This is a genomic window from Catenulispora sp. GAS73, from assembly GCF_041262085.1.
GTDB lineage: Bacteria > Actinomycetota > Actinomycetes > Streptomycetales > Catenulisporaceae > Catenulispora.
The window spans coordinates 368,710-385,605 of sequence record NZ_JBGCCM010000007.1; the positions used below are offsets into that span (position 1 = coordinate 368,710).

At 70.1% G+C, this 16,896-nt stretch carries 9 protein-coding genes; 2 read left to right on the forward strand and 7 right to left on the reverse strand.

What is annotated here, in order from left to right; all coding sequences use genetic code 11:
• Nucleotides 1–17: 17 nt before the first annotated feature.
• The 4 genes from ABH935_RS13480 to ABH935_RS13495 form a co-directional block, all read right to left on the reverse strand.
• Nucleotides 18–3,344, reverse strand: a complete 3,327-nt coding sequence (locus tag ABH935_RS13480; protein ID WP_370378199.1) for an aminotransferase class III-fold pyridoxal phosphate-dependent enzyme — start codon at nt 3,342–3,344, stop codon at nt 18–20.
• A 137-nt stretch (nt 3,345–3,481) separates the two neighbouring features.
• A complete protein-coding gene (locus ABH935_RS13485; protein ID WP_370378225.1) occupies nt 3,482–6,889 on the reverse strand; it encodes an amino acid adenylation domain-containing protein in 3,408 nt (1,135 codons plus the stop codon).
• 273 nt (nt 6,890–7,162) lie between these two features.
• Nucleotides 7,163–7,420 (reverse strand): phosphopantetheine-binding protein, encoded by a 258-nt coding sequence (locus ABH935_RS13490; RefSeq protein WP_370378200.1) that lies wholly within the window; start codon nt 7,418–7,420, stop codon nt 7,163–7,165.
• Nucleotides 7,421–7,435: 15 nt separating this feature from the next.
• Nucleotides 7,436–7,651, reverse strand: coding sequence for an MbtH family protein (locus ABH935_RS13495; protein WP_370378201.1), 216 nt, complete (start codon nt 7,649–7,651; stop codon nt 7,436–7,438).
• A gap of 504 nt (nt 7,652–8,155) precedes the next feature.
• On the opposite strand from ABH935_RS13495, the gene ABH935_RS13500 reads away from it, so the two are divergent.
• On the forward strand, nt 8,156–9,850 hold the full coding sequence (locus ABH935_RS13500; RefSeq protein ID WP_370378202.1) for a carbamoyltransferase: 1,695 nt from the start codon (nt 8,156–8,158) through the stop codon (nt 9,848–9,850).
• Between the two features lie 81 nt (nt 9,851–9,931).
• On the forward strand, nt 9,932–10,987 hold the full coding sequence (locus ABH935_RS13505) for an LLM class flavin-dependent oxidoreductase (RefSeq protein WP_370378203.1): 1,056 nt from the start codon (nt 9,932–9,934) through the stop codon (nt 10,985–10,987).
• 59 nt (nt 10,988–11,046) lie between these two features.
• Here ABH935_RS13505 and ABH935_RS13510 read toward each other — a convergent pair whose 3' ends face one another.
• From ABH935_RS13510 to ABH935_RS13520, 3 genes are read right to left on the reverse strand one after another with little or no spacing between them, the layout of a single operon-like run.
• Nucleotides 11,047–11,769, reverse strand: a complete 723-nt coding sequence (locus ABH935_RS13510) for a thioesterase II family protein (RefSeq protein WP_370378204.1) — start codon at nt 11,767–11,769, stop codon at nt 11,047–11,049.
• 29 nt (nt 11,770–11,798) lie between these two features.
• Entirely contained in the window at nt 11,799–13,337 is a 1,539-nt protein-coding gene (locus tag ABH935_RS13515; RefSeq protein ID WP_370378205.1) for a PqqD family protein, read from the reverse strand.
• Nucleotides 13,334–16,549 (reverse strand): amino acid adenylation domain-containing protein, encoded by a 3,216-nt coding sequence (locus tag ABH935_RS13520; protein WP_370378206.1) that lies wholly within the window; start codon nt 16,547–16,549, stop codon nt 13,334–13,336. The genes ABH935_RS13515 and ABH935_RS13520 overlap by 4 nt, the downstream gene beginning before the upstream one ends.
• Nucleotides 16,550–16,896: the final 347 nt, after the last annotated feature.

Genomic DNA, 16,896 nt, shown 5'->3' on the forward strand with positions numbered 1-16,896 from the left:
TCTACGCTTCGTAGTGCTCACGCGTCGTCGTGGTCCAGCTCGGCCAGCGGCCGCTCGCCGTCGGAGACCAGGGCTGCGAGCAGGTTCCGGAAGTAGCGCGGGACGCGCTCGACGAGACCGGGGGCGACGGCGTCGGCCGCGAACTCGAAGTCACAGCGGAATCCGTCCGCACCGGCCACGATGTTCAGCGCCAGCGGGTGGCCGGTGTGGCTGATCGGCGACGGGTCGGCCTTCGACACCGTGAGTCCGTCCATCAGGGGCACCTCCACCTGGCGGTAGAACGAGATGGAGGTCGTCGACAGGCCGCCGCGCAGACCCGCTCCGGGCGGGCCCAGCTCGGTGACCAGCTCCGCGAACGGGTGGTCCTGGGTCTCCAGTCCGATCACGAGATGCTCCAGGACCTCGGCCACGTAGTCCGAGGCCAGGACGTCCGCCGACAACCGCAGCCGCAGCGGCAACAGGTTCGAGCAGAATCCGACCACCGGGTCCAGTTCCTGCGGACGGCGGGCGGACAGGACCGGGACGACGAGGTCGCCCTGCCCCGTCACGCGGTGCAGCACGGCCCCCCACGCCGCGACCAGGTAGGCGAACACCGTGGCGCCCTGTTCGCGGGCGGCGTCGCGGATCCGGTCGCAGAACTCGGCGTCGAGCTGGACGCTGTGCCGCACCGCTCGGTACGGGAAGGTCTCGGGCTCCTCCGACATCGGCAGTTCCAGCGCCGGCGCGCCCTTGAGCAGGGAGTGCCAGTACTCCCGGTGTTCAGCGGCCGCGGCGCCGCCCGCGACCCGCTCGTGCCAAGTGACGTAGTCCCGGAACTGCACCGCCGGCGGCAGCTCGGGGACGGCACTCCGACAGCCGGCGTTGTAGAGCTCGACGAAGTCGCCCACCAGGACGCTGAACGACCAGCCGTCCACCGCCGCGTGGTGCGCCGACATGACCAGCAGGTGGCGCTCGGGCTCGACCTGCGCCACCGCGACGCCGAACACCGGACCGCCGGCGAGGTCGAGCCGTCCCCCGGCCCAGGACTGCAGGAAGAGCCCGAGCTCCGCCTCCGTCGGGCAGCCGCACTCGGTGAGCACCTCGGCCAGAACCGCTTCCGTCGCGGGCTGGACGATGAGGGTCCCGCCTGCCACATCGAGGGTGGTCCGCAGGGACTCGTGGCGCGTGACAAGGCCCCGCACGGCGCCGCGCAGCGCGTCACGGTTCAGCGAGCCTTCGAGCCAGAACCCGACAGACATCTCGTACGCGGGGACGCCGCCCTCGTCGAGCGCCGCCTGCTGGCGCTGGGCGAGGGTGGCACGCAGGGGTGCCGGACCTGGCGTGGTCCCGGTCCGACCGGTCCGACCAGTCCGACCGGTCCGACCGGTCGGTTCGGCGCCGAGCACACCGTGCTCCCGTAGTTCGGCGACGGAGTCGCGCACCGCGGCCCGGACGTGGTCGAGGTCGGCCTGCTCGTGCGCGGTGGACAGGAAGAAGTTGCGCAGCTCCCAGACGAACACGCCGCGGTCGAGCAGGTTGAAGTAGAGCGGGTCCATGTTCTGCTCGTGCTCGAACCGGAAGAGCGAGGAGAACCGGCGGACGTCGATCGGCACGTCGAGCTCGCGGAAGTCGGCGTTCAGCTGGTCGACGAACACCTCGGTCTTGCGGTCGAGGTCCCGCTGCAGGCCGGGTCCCTGCGCGCGCAGGTGGTCCAGGACCGCCTTGGCCGCCGCCATGGTGAGTGGATGCTGGTTGAAGGTGCCGGCGAAGAAGGTGGACTCCGTCGTCGGGCGGGAGTCGTCGCCGAAGTTCCAGACGCCGCCGTCGACGGTGTCCATGATCCCGCCGCGCCCGGCGATCACGCCGATCGGCATGCCACCGCCGATGATCTTGCCGTAGGTGGCGAGGTCGGCCTCGATGCCGTAAAGCCCCTGGACGCCGGCCGGGTGGCAGCGGAACCCGGTGACCATCTCGTCGAAGATGAGCTTCGTGCCGTGCCGCTGCGTGATCTCCCTGACGCGGCGCAGGAATTCGGGGTTCTGTACGCCGGGCGTGCGCAGGGTCACCGGCTCGGTCATGACGGCGGCGAGCCGCGGTCCGTGCCGGTCGATGTAGTCCAGGGCCTCGTCCGTGCCGAATTCGAGCACGTGCACGTTCTCCACCGAGCCCGACGGGATGCCCGCCGTGATCGGCCGGGTGCGCAGCACGCCGTTGTCGTGGTGCGGGGCGGCGAGCACACTGTCGGCGTGGCCGTGGTACGCCGTGGAGAAGACCACGACGCCGTCGCGGCCGGTCCAGACCCGGGCCATGCGAAGCGCCGTCATGACCGCCTCGGTGCCGGAGTTGAGGAACGCGACGCGCTCCATGCCGGTGAGTTCGAGCAGGCCGGCGGCGACTTCCTCGACCAGCTCGGTGCGCGCGGCCAGAACGAAGCCGGTCTCCATCCGCTCGCGCAGGGCCGCCATCACGACCGGCGGATTGTGTCCGAGCAGGTGGACGCCCCAGCCCAGGGTGAGGTCGACGTACTCGTTGCCGTCGACGTCCCACAGCCGCGCACCCTGCCCGCGCTCGGCGGCGATCGGGTACAGCATCTCCTTGGTGGAGGGTCGGAAGCCGATGGAGGAGCGGCTGTCGGCCACGAGCTGCCGGAACCGCTGGGCGACGTCCTTCGAGCCCTTGGTCCGGGCGCCGAACCGCTCGGCCAGATCCTTGAGATAGGCGGCCCGCTGCGCCGACTCGACCCCTCCGGACCCGCCGCGGGCGCCGGGGGCGAGGGGAACAGCCGACCGGACCGGGGTCGGCCGGACGGCGGGCTGCGACACCGGTGCCGGGACGCCGGCTGAGGCGGTCGCCGCGGGCGCGGCGCCCTCGGCCAGCAGGTCGAGCTGGCGCCGCATGATGAGGAGTTGCTCCTGGATCACGCGTTCGACCGCCGTCGAGGCGCCGGGAGCCGGCGAGCTGACGGTCGGCGACGAGACCATCGCGGACGTCGGACCGACTGCGGTCGGCGAGGCGGCTTCGGCCGCCGGGGCCGACCACGCCTCGACCACGGCGGGGGCCGCGACGGGAACCGCGGCGAGGGCCGCGGCCGGTGCGGACGGCACCGGCCGCACTCCCGGCAGCTTCCCGCCGGGCGCGTTCGCGGCGACGTAGGCCGCCAGCCCGGACGGCGTCGGGATGTCGCCGAACAGCTGCCGGAGCGGGACCTTGCAGTCGAACCGGTCCTCCACCACCCGCAGCATGCCGAGCAGCGACATCGAGTCCGCGCCGAGCTCCGCGAAGGAGACGTCGGGGTCCAGGCCGCCGGACGGGACGTCGAAGTAGCCGCCGACGATGGTGACGATCTCCTGAAGCAGAGTCTCCACGGTGTTCTCCTCGTGGTCCATGTCGGGCGACCCGGTTCAGGCGGGCCGCGAGACGGTCGGTCGGGTTCCTCAACAGGTCGGACCCGCGGCAGCCGCTCCGGACGGACGGCACCACCCGTCCGGATCATCCCCTCACGTCACGCGTTCTCTTTCCTTCGCACCACGGGCCGAGGCGCGCTCCCGGCGGTGCCGAGCTGCGCCGCCAGGTCCCGGATCGACGGCGAGTCGAAGACCAGCCGGAGCCGCATCTCACAGCCCAGGACGGTGCGGACTCGGCTGGTGACCTGCATGGCGAGCAGCGAGTTCCCGCCGAGGGCGAAGAAGCTCTCCTCGGCGTCCACCTCCGGGAGGCCGAGCACCTCGGCCACGATCTGGCACAGCTGCTGTTCCCGGGATTCGGCGGGCGTCACGGCGGGGTCCGCGGGACCGGCGGCCGACGCCTCAGTGCTCGACGATCCGGTGCTCGAAGACCCAGTGCTCGACGACCCGGTGTTCGGCGGCTCGATGCCCGATGACTCGGTAGCCGACGACTCCTCGCCCGACGGCTTGAGGCCCAGCAGCGCCTTGCGGTCCAGCTTGCCGTTGGCCGTGATCGGGAACGTGTCGAGGAGCACCACCCGGTCGGGCAGCATCGCGGTGGGCAGCCGACCGCGCAGGAACTCCCGGACGGCGGACGTCGTCAGCCCGTCGCCGCCCTCGCCCCCCGCGATGACGAAGGCCACGAGCTGCGCCATCCGTGTGCCGGCGTCGGTCGCGACGACGGCGGCGCGGTCGACCGCGGGGTGCCCGAGCAGCGCGGCCTCCACCTCACCGGGCTCGACGCGCAGGCCGCGAACCTTGACCTGGTGGTCGATACGGCTCAGGATCTCCAGCTGACCGTCCGGGCGCAGGCGCCCCTTGTCCCCGGTGCGGTACATCCGCTGTCCGGGGGTGCTGTGGAACGGGTCGGCGATGAACCGCTCGCTGGTGAAGGCGGGCTGCCCCACATAGCCCTGACCCACACCGAGCCCGCCGACGCAGACCTCGCCGACGAAGTCCGGCGGCAGCAGCTGGAGGTGGTCGTCGACGATGTAGATCCGGGCCGTACCGACCGCGCGCCCGGCCACCTGCCGGGGGTTGTCGCCGATCTCCGCGACGGCCGAGTCGACGGTGCACTCGGTGAGGCCGTACATGTTGAACGCGAGCAGCCCGGGCTGCTCGTGCAGGCGCCGCCACAGCCGGTCGGAGGCCCGCTCGGCGCCGATCATCACGATGGCCGGCGGGTACGGCACCGTCAGGGCGCCGGCGTCGATCAGGATCTCCATCTGGCTGCTACTGCAGTCCAGCACGTCGATCGCCGTCCCGGGATCCGAGCCGCGGGCGATGAGCCGCAGCGGGTCCATCCGCTCCTCGTCGTCGATCAGCAGCAGCCGGTGTCCGAAGGCGATCATGCTCAGACACTGGTTGATGAACACGTCGAACGTCATGGAGCTCAACGCGCCGACGTTCACCTGACGGCCTTCGGGCAGCCGCGCGTACATCGGCGCCAGCTGAGTGGTGGCGTGCGCGACCAGGCCCGCCTGGTCGATGACCACGCCCTTGGGCTGCCCGGTCGAACCCGATGTGAAGAGCACGTAGGCGGGCGCCTTGGCCGGGCGGCGGACGGAGCCGCCGTCGGCGCGATCCCCCGGTGCGGACCCGGCCGCGCCGGCCAGGAGTACCGCGGCCGAGACCGTCGCCACCTCGGCGAAGGACTCGTCCGCGACGACCAGGGCGACCTTCCCCTCCCGCAGCAGGAGTCGCCGGCGCGCGACCGGCTGCTGGGGGTCCAGCATCATGAAGGCTCCGCCGGCGCACCAGGTGGCGAGCATCGCGACGATCAGGTCCGAGCGCCTCGGCAGACAGATCCCCACCATCGTGCCGGTCCGCACACCGCGGGCGCGCAGGCCGGCGGCCATCGTCCGGGCCCGGTCTGCCAGCTCGGCGAAGGAGAGGTGCTCGGTGCCCGAGACCACCGCCTCCCGCTCGGGGACAGACGCGGCGATCCGCTCGAAGAGCTCCCACGCCGAGGCGCACTCCGAGTCCAAGGCGGCGGCGTCATGCGCCCGATCGCCGGCGCCGAGTGCGAGGGTCTGCGCCAGTTCGGCCCCGTCGAGGACCGGGATGCTCCCGAGCGGGACCTCAGGCATCCGGGTGAGCGACGCCAGCAGCGTCCCGTACGCCTCCGTGAACCGCAGCATGACCGCGTCGGAGAAGCGCCGCCGGTCGTACTCCACGCCGATCGTGAGCCGGCCGGCCAGCCGGCGGATCCGCAGCGTCAGGTCGAACTGCATCGCCGACAGCTCCGACTGCTCCGGCGCGGCCGCCACCTCCAGCCCGTCCAGCGCCCAGACCTCGGCCGGGTCGAACGTGTCGTACTCGATGGCCGCCTGGAACAGCGGGTTGCGGTCCGCGTCCCGCTCCGGCGCCAGGGCATCCACCACGAGTTCGAAGGGCACGTCCTGGTAGTCGAGCGCGTCCCGGACCGTCGCGCCTACCTCGTCGAGGAACTGCGCGAAGGTCGAGGTCGGCCGCACCTCCGAGCGCAGCACCACCGTGTTGGCGAAGAACCCGATCGTCCGGAAGTAGTCCGAGTGCGGCCGGTCGATCATCTGCGCGCCGACCGTCTCATCGGCCCCCGCCCAGCGCCGCAGCAGGATGAAGTACACCGCCAGCAGTCCGGTGAACGGCGTGATCGAGCGCTCCTTGCAGAACGTCTCGAAATCCGCGGCCACGTGCTCCGGCAGCGGCACCGGCAGTAGGGACCCGACGGCGACGTCCGGGTCGTGGCCGCCGTCCTCGGGCAGGTTCGGCTCGACACCGGTCAACCGGCCGCGCCAGTAGTCCAGGCCCTCACGGTCCGCCTCGGCGCCGTTCTGCAGCAGGCAGAAATCGGCGTACTGCTTGGCCGGCGCCGCGAGGACGGCCGCGTCGGGGTCGGCGTAGGCCAGGCGCAGTTCCTCGGCGAAGACCCGCGCGGACATCTCGTCCATCATGATGTGGTGGGCCAGGAACATCACCAGATGCCGGTCGGACGACAGGCGTATCGCGGTCGTCCGCCACAACGGCCCCGACGCGAGGTCGAAGGGGGCGGCGGACCGTCGCCGGAGCTCTGCGTCCGCCCACTCCCGGCGTTCGGCCGGCGACTCTCCCTCGGCCGCGACGACGTCGATCAGGACGCTGTCGGCGTCGTCGTCCGCGTCCCGCACCACCTGCAGGACTTCGCCGTCACGGGTCACGAACGTCGTACGGAACGCCTCGTGCCGACGGTGCAGCATCTTGAGCGCACGCTCAAGGCGGTCCGTCGCGAGCTCCCCGTCGACGACGAGCACAGCCTGCCAGATGTCGGAGGCGCCATCGGGTCGCAGGGCCCAGGCGAAGTACATCCTCCGCTGCGCTGAAGAGGCGACGACCGTTCGGGATTGACGCCCGGTGAGACCACCATCCGAACCCGACACATCCCGCCAATTCTCGTGAGGCATTCCGGGCATGGGAGCTCCAACCGATCGGTCATGTCTTGGAGGGATTCAGTCTACGGATTCGGCGCAGATCCCCCATAAGGTCGAAGGGGTTGCGGGCATTTTGCGAGATGCCGGAACACCCGTCGACAAAGCACATCATCACCGAGCCGTACATGCGGCATCGGTTCGCTTCCGCCCCACGACAGATGTCGGTTCTTTGTCTTGCCGGCGAGACAGGAGCGGAACAGGTCATGCGAGAACGGCGAAGCCGGCTCTTTGTGCGATGTCCCGATCGCCGCGCCTGCCGGCCTCCGGCGGGCGCGGCGGCTCCTGCCGCGTTCAGGACGCGGCGTCGACCAGGCCGCTCAGCGCGTCGCTGAGGTCGCTGAGCACTGGGTTCTTCAGGACGACGCCGGTGATCCGCGCTATGCCGAGCTCCTCGCGCAGCGCCTGGGCCAGGCGTACCGCGACGATGGAGTTGCCGCCCACGGCCAGGAAGTCGTCGCCGATACCGATGCCCTGGTCCCCCAGGAGCTTACGCACGTTGGTGACCACCAACTCGTCCATCGGATTGCGGAACCCGTTGTCGACCGTCACCTGCCCGCCGCCTCTCTACCGCGACTCATCGGCCATCTCCCTGATCAGGCTGGCCGGCCGCATGTCCGTCCAATGCTCGGCGACGTACGCCAGACACTTCTCTCGGGTTTCCTCGCCGTACACGACCGTCCAGCCGGCCGGCACCGTGGCGAACACAGGCCACAGCGAGTGCTGGTTCTCGTCGTTGACCAGGACCAGGAAAACGCCTTCTTCATCTTCGAACGGGTTCACCGGGGCACTCCTGTATGGGCAACTGATACTCGGCGTCGAAGCGGCGGTCGGCACCGCGGCAGCGACGCCGGGGGCCGCCCACCGCGGCGCGCCGGTCCATCCTGCGCCTGTCTCGCTGGCGAGACAACATTCCCGCCGGTCATTCCCGATCCGCTCCGCGAGCAGTGGTCCGCGATAGTCGACAGCGTCGAGAATCGATGGCGGTCCGGCGTGTCGGCCGGGCCCCGGTTCGATTTATCCTCGGGATCGCCGAGGACGACCGGTTCCGGCGGCACCCGAGAATAGGGCACAGCGGATTGGCGTGCTCGCCTCGAAGCGCGCCGCCGACGCTGTACCCGCGGCATCGAAGGTGAGATTCAAGGACGCAGAATCTTTGCATATCACAACCCTTCCACGCCGTGTCTTCACAATTCCGTACCCGGAAGTGGACGCGGGGAAGTACGCCGCAGAGGATTGCGATGTACGCCAGTTCCACACAGCATATCCACACCCTCGGAGCCGCATGTGATCATCCTTGGCATCAACTGTGTCTTCCACGAGTCCTCCGCGGCGCTGATCATCGACGGACGTGTCGTCGCGGCCGCCGAGGAGGAGCGCTTCAACCGTGTGAAGCACGCCAAACGCGCCTCAGTGGACACGGCCGACGTGCTGCCGGTGCAGTCGATCGCGTACTGCCTCGACAGCGTCGGGCTGACGCCCGGGCAGATCGACCGGATCGCCTGCTCCTTCGACCTCGACCTGCGGCGGACGACGTTCGAAGTCGACCCGCTGAGCACTTCCGGGGACTGGGGCAGCGCCGAAGGCGAAGCGCTGTTCCTGCAGTCCCTGGCCCGGGTGCCGGAAGCGATGAGCACGCTGCTGAACACCGACCTCACCGATCGGTTCCGGTGGGTACCGCACCATCTCGCCCACGCCGCGTCGGCGTTCTACCCGGCGGGCGACGGGCATGCCGCGGTCATGGTCGTGGACGGCATAGGGGAGTCGGCCACCGCGTTGTTCGGCGGCGGCCACGGCACCACCATGGCCAAGACCGGCGAGCTCCGCTACCCCGACTCCATCGGGTTCGTGTGGGAGAAGCTCAGCGACTTCCTCGGCTTCTCACCCTATGACGCGTCCAAGGTCATGGGACTGGCCTCCTACGGCGACGGCGGCCGCTTCGCCGAGGCGATGGCCGACCTCACCGGGGCCGACGGCAAGGTCGCGGTCCGGTCGGAGGAGTTCAAGTTCCGCCTCCCCGACTTCCACGACCTCGAAGCCCGCTTCGGAGCCCGGCGGCTGCGCGACGCACCCATCGAGCAGCGCCACATGGACGTCGCCGCGGCCCTGCAGGACTGGAACAACCGCGTGATCCTGACGCTCGCCGAGCACGCCTACGACCTGCACCCCGCTTCCACGCTGTGCTACTCCGGCGGCGTGGCGTTGAACTGCACGACGAACTGGCTGCTGAAGGAGAAGGGTCCGTTCTCCGACGTCTACATCCCGTCGGCGCCGCATGACGGCGGGACGGCGATCGGAGCGGCGCTGTGGACGTACTTCGAGGCCGGCGACCAGGAGCACCCGGATCCCGCCGAGCCGGACACCCCGTACACCGGGCCCGAGTTCCGTGACGAGGAGATCCTGGCCGCGTTCGCAGCCGCCGGCCTGCGGCCGGAGCGCTCGGCGGACGTCGCCGAGGAGGTGGCCGGCCGCGTGGCGGCCGGGGCGGTCGTGGGCTGGTTCCAGGGCCGGATGGAGCTGGGCCCGAGAGCGCTGGGGAACCGGTCCCTCGTGGCCGATCCGCGCGACCCGGGCATGCGCGACGTGTTGAACCGCAAGGTCAAGCACCGCGAGGACTTCAGGCCGTTCGCGCCGAGCGTCCTGGCCGAACGCGCGGCGGAGTGGTTCGAGATGGGACGGTGGTCCGAGAGCTACCGCTTCATGCTGTTCACGTGCCCGGTCCGGCCGGAGCGCGCGGAGCGGATCCCCGCGGTCGTGCACACCGACGGGACCTCGCGGGTGCAGACGGTCTCGGTCCGGGACAACCCGCGGTACCACCGGATGATCTCCTGCTTCGAGGCGATCACCGGCGTGCCGATGGTGCTCAACACGTCCTTCAACGACAGCGAGCCGATCGTCTGCTCCCCCTCCGACGCCCTGGCCACGTTCGCCGGGACGCGGATCGACGCGGTGGCCGTCGGCGACTACATCGCGTCCCGCTGACAGACTCCGGCACCGCTCGCACGATGCCATGTGGAAGAACCTCGATGCCTCGCATCGAGGGGCGTGAAAGGGATCCCACCGATGACAGGCGTGTACGCCACGTGCCCTCCGAGGGACGGCCACACCCCCGCCTCCTACCGCGAGCGGCTGATCGGGGTGGCCAGATGGGCCGAGGAAGTCGGGTTCCACGGCATCCTCACCCACACCGACAACACCACCCTCGACCCGTGGGCCGCGGCACAGCTGATCATCGAGCACACCGAAACGCTGGTCCCGATGGTGGCCGTGAATCCGATCTACATGCATCCGCTGAGCGCCGTGCGGATGATCAACACGATCGGCTTCCTCTACGGCCGGCGCGTGGACCTGAACATGGTCAGCGGCGGGTTCGCCGGCCACCTCCGCGAAGCCGGCGGCACCCTGGACCACGATCAGCGCTTCGCCCGCCTGGCCGAATACGGGGAGGTCATGCGGCTCCTGCTCGCGGCCGACCGCCCGGTCAGCCATTCCGGCGAGTTCTACGCGCTGAAGGCGGCGAACCTGAACCCCCGCCTGCCCCCGGAACTGATGCCGGAGTTCTTCGTCGCCGGCGCCTCGCAGGCCTGCCTCCAGACCCAGCGGACGATCGGCGCGACCAGGCTGACCTACCCCCACGAGATCGCCACCTACGGAACGCCGTCGCCGCTGGACGGCAACGGCGTGGGATTCGGCATCATCGCCCGGGAAACCGCCGAAGAGGCCTGGTCCGTGGCGCACCGTCGGTTCCCGCCGGACGAACTCGGCGAGGAACTCCACGAATACTCCGCCGAGAACACCGAATCCCACTGGCACCAGAAGCTGTCACGCGATGCCGCGCTCCCGCCCGCCCAGCAGAGCCCGTACTGGCTCTATCCGTTCAAGTCGTATCGAACCTTCTCGCCCTATCTGGTCGGCACGTACGCCGACGTCGGTCAGGCCCTGTCCGAATACTTCGCCATCGGCGTGACCACGGTCATCCTCGACTCGGACGGCCAGACCGAACGGGACGACCTGCGCCACGCGGCCATCGCGTTCGACCTCGCCGAGAAGGCGATGGCCGCCGCGCCGCTCTCCGACTACGCGGGCTCTTCGAAACCGAGTCAGACATCACAGCCTTGAGCATCGCGGTCGCCTGTGACGCGGTCAGACGTCAGACCGGCTGCCTTCATCAGCTGGAATCAGCCCGCGACGGACCGCACCATGCCGAGCAGCGCCGCCGCCTGCTGCATGAAGTACATGTGGCCACCGGGCAGCTCGACCGCGGTGAACTCCGCCGTCGTCAGGTCCCGCCACTGCGCGATCTCCTCCGCCGACACGACATCGTCCTGGCTGCCGCGGATCGCGGTGATCGGCACGTCGAGCGGTGCGCTCGCCGACGGCCGGTAGTCCTCGTGCATGCGAACGTCCGCGCGGAGCATCGGTAGCTTCAGCTCCCGCAGCTCGGTGTCGTCCATCGCCGGATCGTGGTAGCCGGCGATCCGGCGCAGCTCGGCCAGGAAGCCGTCGTCGTCCTCGACGTCCGTCGCGCGTTGGTCGCGCGTGGAGTACGGGCCCGGGCTGCCGCTGACGAACAGGCGGGCGACCGTGACGCCGTCCGTGTCGCGCAGGCGCCGGGCCAGTTCGAAGCACTGGAGGGCGCCGAGGCAGTGGCCGAACAACGCGATCCGCTGCCCGCCGGCGAGCAGCGGCCGCAGGTCGCCCATGACGGCGTCCACCGCCTTGAGGACATCGGTGTACGCGGCCTCGCCGATCCGCCGGCCGTGTCCCGGAAGCTCGACCGGATGCACCCGCACACCCTCGACGTCGAACTGGTGCCAGGAGCGGAAGACCTCGGGACCCGCGCCGGCATGGGGCAGGCACAGCAGGAGCGTCGATCCGCGGAGTTCCCCGTCAGTCGCCATGTTCCCTGTCTCCTCGTACTCTTCGCTGGTCAGCGGCCCGAAATGAGTTCCAGCACGGTGGCACCGTCCGGGCTCTGGCTGGTGCTGATGACGCTCTTGTGCGGATCGCCGGCGCGCACCTCGCCCAGGATCGTGTCGCCCTCGCCGGCGGGCTCCGAACCCATCAGGCTTTTGCGATAGAGAGTCGCGAGCTGGCCCAATGTCAGCCCGCTCATCTTCTCCATCCTGGCCCCGAGGTGCGAGTGCTCGTGAGCGCCACCGGTGCCGTCGACGCCGCCGTCCAGGAGGCCGTGGATCTGCGCCAGGCTGTCCAGCAGGTCCGGCTGCTCGGCGGCCAGGTAGTCGCGCAGCGCCGCGCCTTCGTCGACGAACGGCGCGTAGACCATGCAGACCAACTGCTCCTCGGTGACTCCGTAAGCCTGCTCGGCATAGCCTTTCATCAGGTCCCGCATGTGCCGGACACCGTCCTGGCCCTCGTACCGCCGGTACATCATCTCGACGAGGTGCTCCGGGAAGTCCTTCTTCCGCATGATCCCGACGGCGAAGTCCACGTACTCGGCGAGTCCCTCGGCGTAGGACCTGCGGTACCGGTGCTCGCTCTTCAGGCCGCGCAGGTGCGCCATCAGACCCGGGTTCCCGCAGTCGGACTCGCTGAAGCTGAACGCGATGTCGTCGAAGACGAAGCCCAGATAGCCGGTCAGGAAGTCCCAGTGACTGCCGCTGGCGTAGTCGGCCTCGTCGTAGATCGAGAAGAAGGTGAGGCCGCGTTTGACGTTCTGCGGCACGGTGTGGAGCGTCTCACCGAGCCCCGCCGGACCGTGGATGTCGGTGAAGTACTGCCGCGACAGGCCGTCGAAGAGTTCGAGTACCCGGTTGAACCCGCCCTGCTCCGACTTCCGCGGGTTCAGGCTGAACGCCCGGGCCAGCTTGTTCATCCACGCCAGGTAGGCACGCTGCTCCTCGGGGGAGTCGCCGGTCACGATGACGTCGACCCCGTCGCCGTGGGCGCCGGCCACGGCGAACGCTCTGACCATGCTCAGGTTGCAGGCGTTGCAGAAGGTGGGACGGCCGTCTCCGGCGGAGCGGTGCCCGGTCATCAGGATGTCTGTCCGGTTCTTCTCGACGACCTTGCCGGGGAGCGGCAGGTCCACCCGGAACGGTGCGACCGTGTCGCCGTCCACGCACAGCAGCTCGCAGTCGGGGTCGTCGTGCAGTTCGAGCGCCTGATAGACGCGTTCGATGTTCTCCATGACCGCCTGCGGCATCCCGGCGTGCCGATTGGTCATGACGCGCAGCTGGAACGTGTCCCCGAAGACCTGTCGCCACACGAGCTGCATGCACCGCACGAAGGCCAGGGCGTAGCTGCTGTCCTTGCCGCCGCCGTAGGCCACCATCACCACTCGCCCGTCGACGCTCCCGGACTCCGCCAGATGCGCGCGCAGCCGGACCGCCGAGCCGGCGGCCGCGTCCAGGTCTCCGGGCGGCAACGCGGCACGGAGCCGCTGGTAGACGTCGAGGTCCGGCGAGACGGGGTCACGCCGGACGGCGCCGCCTTGGGTGTCGCTCATAAGAGGTCCTTCCTTTCGGTTCCGGACTGCGGTGCACCGCCGTCGACCGCGGCCGGCCGGCGGCCGGCACGGTCTGACCGCTCCAGGAAGTCGGCCAGCGACGCGACCGTCGGAAACCGGAAGAGGTCGGCCAGGCGGACGTCGATCCGTGGCTCGCCCTCCCGAAGCTGGGACCGGACGGCGAGCAGCCGGAGCGAGTTGCCGCCGAGCCCGAAGAAGTCGTCGTGCACACCGACGCGGTCCACGAGCAGGGCCCCAGCCCAGACGTCCGCGATCCGCGCTTCGAGCGGGTCGCGGGCGGCCACGTAGACCTGGCCGAGTTCGGGACGGGTGGCCGGGGGCACGGGCAGCAGCGAGCGGTCGACCTTGCCGGCTCGGGTCGTCGGGAACTCGTCCACCTGGAGGAAGACCTCCGGCACCATGTAGGTCGGCAGGCGCTCGGCCAGCCATTCGCGGAGCATGCCGTCGACCGGCTGTCCGGCGAGGTCCGCCCGCACATACGCCACGAGGCGCGCTCCCGCACCCGCGCCCGGGTCGTCGCGGCGGGCCAGCACGACGGCCTGGTCCACCAAGGGATGGGAGCGCAGCGCCTCGGCTATCTCCCCCAGCTCGATGCGATATCCCCGCACCTTCACCTGGTCGTCGGCGCGGCCGGCGAACTCAAGCATGCCGTCCGACCGCCACCGGACGATGTCACCGGTGCCGTACATGCGGCTGCCCGGCGGGCCGAACGGATCGGCCACGAACCGTTCGGCGGTCAGCTGGGGACGTCGCGCGTACCCGACGGCGACACCCGTCCCCCCGACGTACAACGTTCCGGAAACGCCGACCGGCACGGGCTCCAGCCAGTCGTCCAGGACGTAGACCTGGAGATTGGCCAGCGGGCGCCCGATGACCGGCGGGGCGCCGGGGCTCAGGGCGGCCAGCGTCGTCCACACGGTGCTCTCGGTCGGGCCGTAGGCGTCGACGACCCGCCGGTCCCGGGCCCATGGCTCGACGAGCTCCGCGGTGAAGGCCTCGCCGCCGACGACGAGGGTGTGCAGGTCCGGCAGCGTTCCGGGAGACCAGGTCAGGGTGGCGACAGCGGCCGGCGGCAGCGTCACCGAGGTGATCCGGGACTCGCGCAAGCGGTCCTGCAGGGTCGATCCCAGCCGCTCGTCCTCCTTGGCGATCTGCAAGAAGGCCCCCGCGGTCCAGACGAAGAACATGTCGGAGACCGAGACGTCGAAGCTGAAGGAGGCGAACTGCAGGAGCCGGTCGTCGGGGACGATCCCGAAGTCGTGGCGTTGGGCCAGGGCGAGGTTCGTCAGGGCCCGGTGGTCGATGACCACTCCCTTGGGACGCCCCGTCGATCCGGAGGTGTAGATGATGTAGGCGGTGTCCGCTGCCGTGACACCGGAGCCGGTGCAGGGCAGGTCTCCCCCGGCCCGCTCGATGCCTTCCGCGTCCGCGCCGTCCACGACCACCAGCGGTACGCCGGTCGGCCGCAGCCGCTCGGCGATCGAGTCCTGGGTGATGACCGTCCGGGCCCGGGAGTCCTCCAGCATGAACTCCAGCCGCTGGGCCGGGTACGCCGGATCCAGTGGTACGTAGGCGCCGCCGGCTTTGAGGACTCCAAGGACGGCGACGGCCATGTCCAGCGATCGGGTCAGGCACAGGCCGACCACCGTGCCGGGGCCGACCCCGCGGTCGCGCAGGTACCAGCCCAGGCGATCGGATCGCCGATCCAGTTCGCCGTAGGACAGCTCGCTGTCGCCGCAGCCCACCGCGGACCGGTCCGGATGGAGCCGGGCCCGCTCGGCGACCGCCTCGTGGACGAGTTGGTCCGGCACGTCCACGGCGGTCGCGTTCCAGTGCCTCAGCAACTCGGTCCGCTCCGCACCGGCGACGAGGGCGATGCGGTTGACCGGAGCGTCGAAGTCCTCTGCGAGCCCTTCCACCAGGACCGCGAAGTTGCCCGCCCACCGGATGACGGTCGCGGCCCGGAAGAGGTCGGAGCGGTATTCCAGACGGATGGCCAGATCGCCGCCGGCGACCACCGCCGCCCGCAGTTCGAGGTCGGTCCGGGCGGTGTTCAGCTCCAGGGACAGCGGTTCCACCTTCGCTCCGGGAAGGTCCGGGACGCGGTCGGCGGCGGGATCCGCCTCGAAGCGGTAGACCGTCTGGAAGACCGGGTCGTAGCTCAGCTCGCGGTCCAGGGCGAGAGCGGGGAGCACCGCGCCGAACGGGATGTCTCCGTGCGTGCGGGCGTCGGCAACGGCCTGGCCCACCCGGCGCAGCGCCTCACGGAACGCGGGGTTGCCGGACAGGTCGGCCCGGATGGCTAGGACGTCCGCGAACGGTCCGATCGCGTCCTGCGTGTCATGCGTCCGCCCGCGCTGGTCCTCGACGCCGACCACGATGTCGGACTGCCCGGACAGCCGCGACAGGAAGACCTGGTAGGCGCTGAGCAGCGCCACCTCCAGGGTCGTGCCGCAATCACGGCTCTTCGCCACCAGAGCGTCGACCACGCGGGCCGGGATCCGGACCGACTCCGAGGCGCAGTTCGCCGTCCGCAGCTGCGGTCTGGCGAAGTCCGTCGGCAGCCCCAGGAGCCGGGGTGCGTCCGACAGGGTCTTGGTCCAGAACTCCTCGTGCTCCCGCAGGCCACCGGATTGCAGCTGGTCGCTCTGGCGGAGCGCGTATTCGGGATAGTGCGACGAGACCGGGGCGAGTGGAGGTTGCCCGGAAGTCTGTGACCGGCGGTAGCTCGCGGCCAGGTCCGCCACGAGAACCCCGAGGGACGCGTCGTCCGCGACCAGTCGGTGCGCGCACACCAGCAGACCCCATTCGCCGCCGGGCAATTCGGCGATGACGCATCGGACGAGGGGGCCGCGGGCGGCGTCGAAGGGCCGTTCCGCCCGCTCGCGAAGGATTTCCGCCACGCCGCCGCGGTCGGCCACCGGCACGATCTCGACTTCCGCCTCGGCCGTAGAACGCACGATCTGCCGGTATTCGCGGTCGGATATCTGGAAAACGGTGCGCAGCGACTTGTGGCGTTGGACCACTTCGCGAAATGCAGCACGGAACGCCGATGTGTCGAGAACACCGTGGATCAGGAACGCCTGGGCGAGATGATAGGCGGTGTCGTCAGGGTCCACACTGTCGAGGACGAGTATTCGCTTCTGCCCTGGGGAGACCGGGAAGACCTCGACATCTTCGCTGGCTGGCATCAATGCTGTTCCCTCATCCGTTGCTGTTTCGATCGGATCACGCGGAGCCCGTCACCGTTTCGGCTCCGTGGCACGTGGGTGACGGTTCTCGGGACCGTCAGTCGCGGAGAGCCTGCCGCTCCGCGATACAGCGCTCGTGCTCGTGCTTCTCGATTCCCTGACAAACGGCGCGGCCGTCCCTTTTGATTCGGCGTATTGCTGCAACGAATCGACTACAGGGGGCGGCCGTGGACACCATGATGCCAGGGCTGTTGCCGTCCGCGTAGGGACGGCTGACCAGACGACTGTGAATGTAATCGCCGGCCACGGACGGGATCGTTGTCTCGCCAGCGAGACAGGCGCCGAAG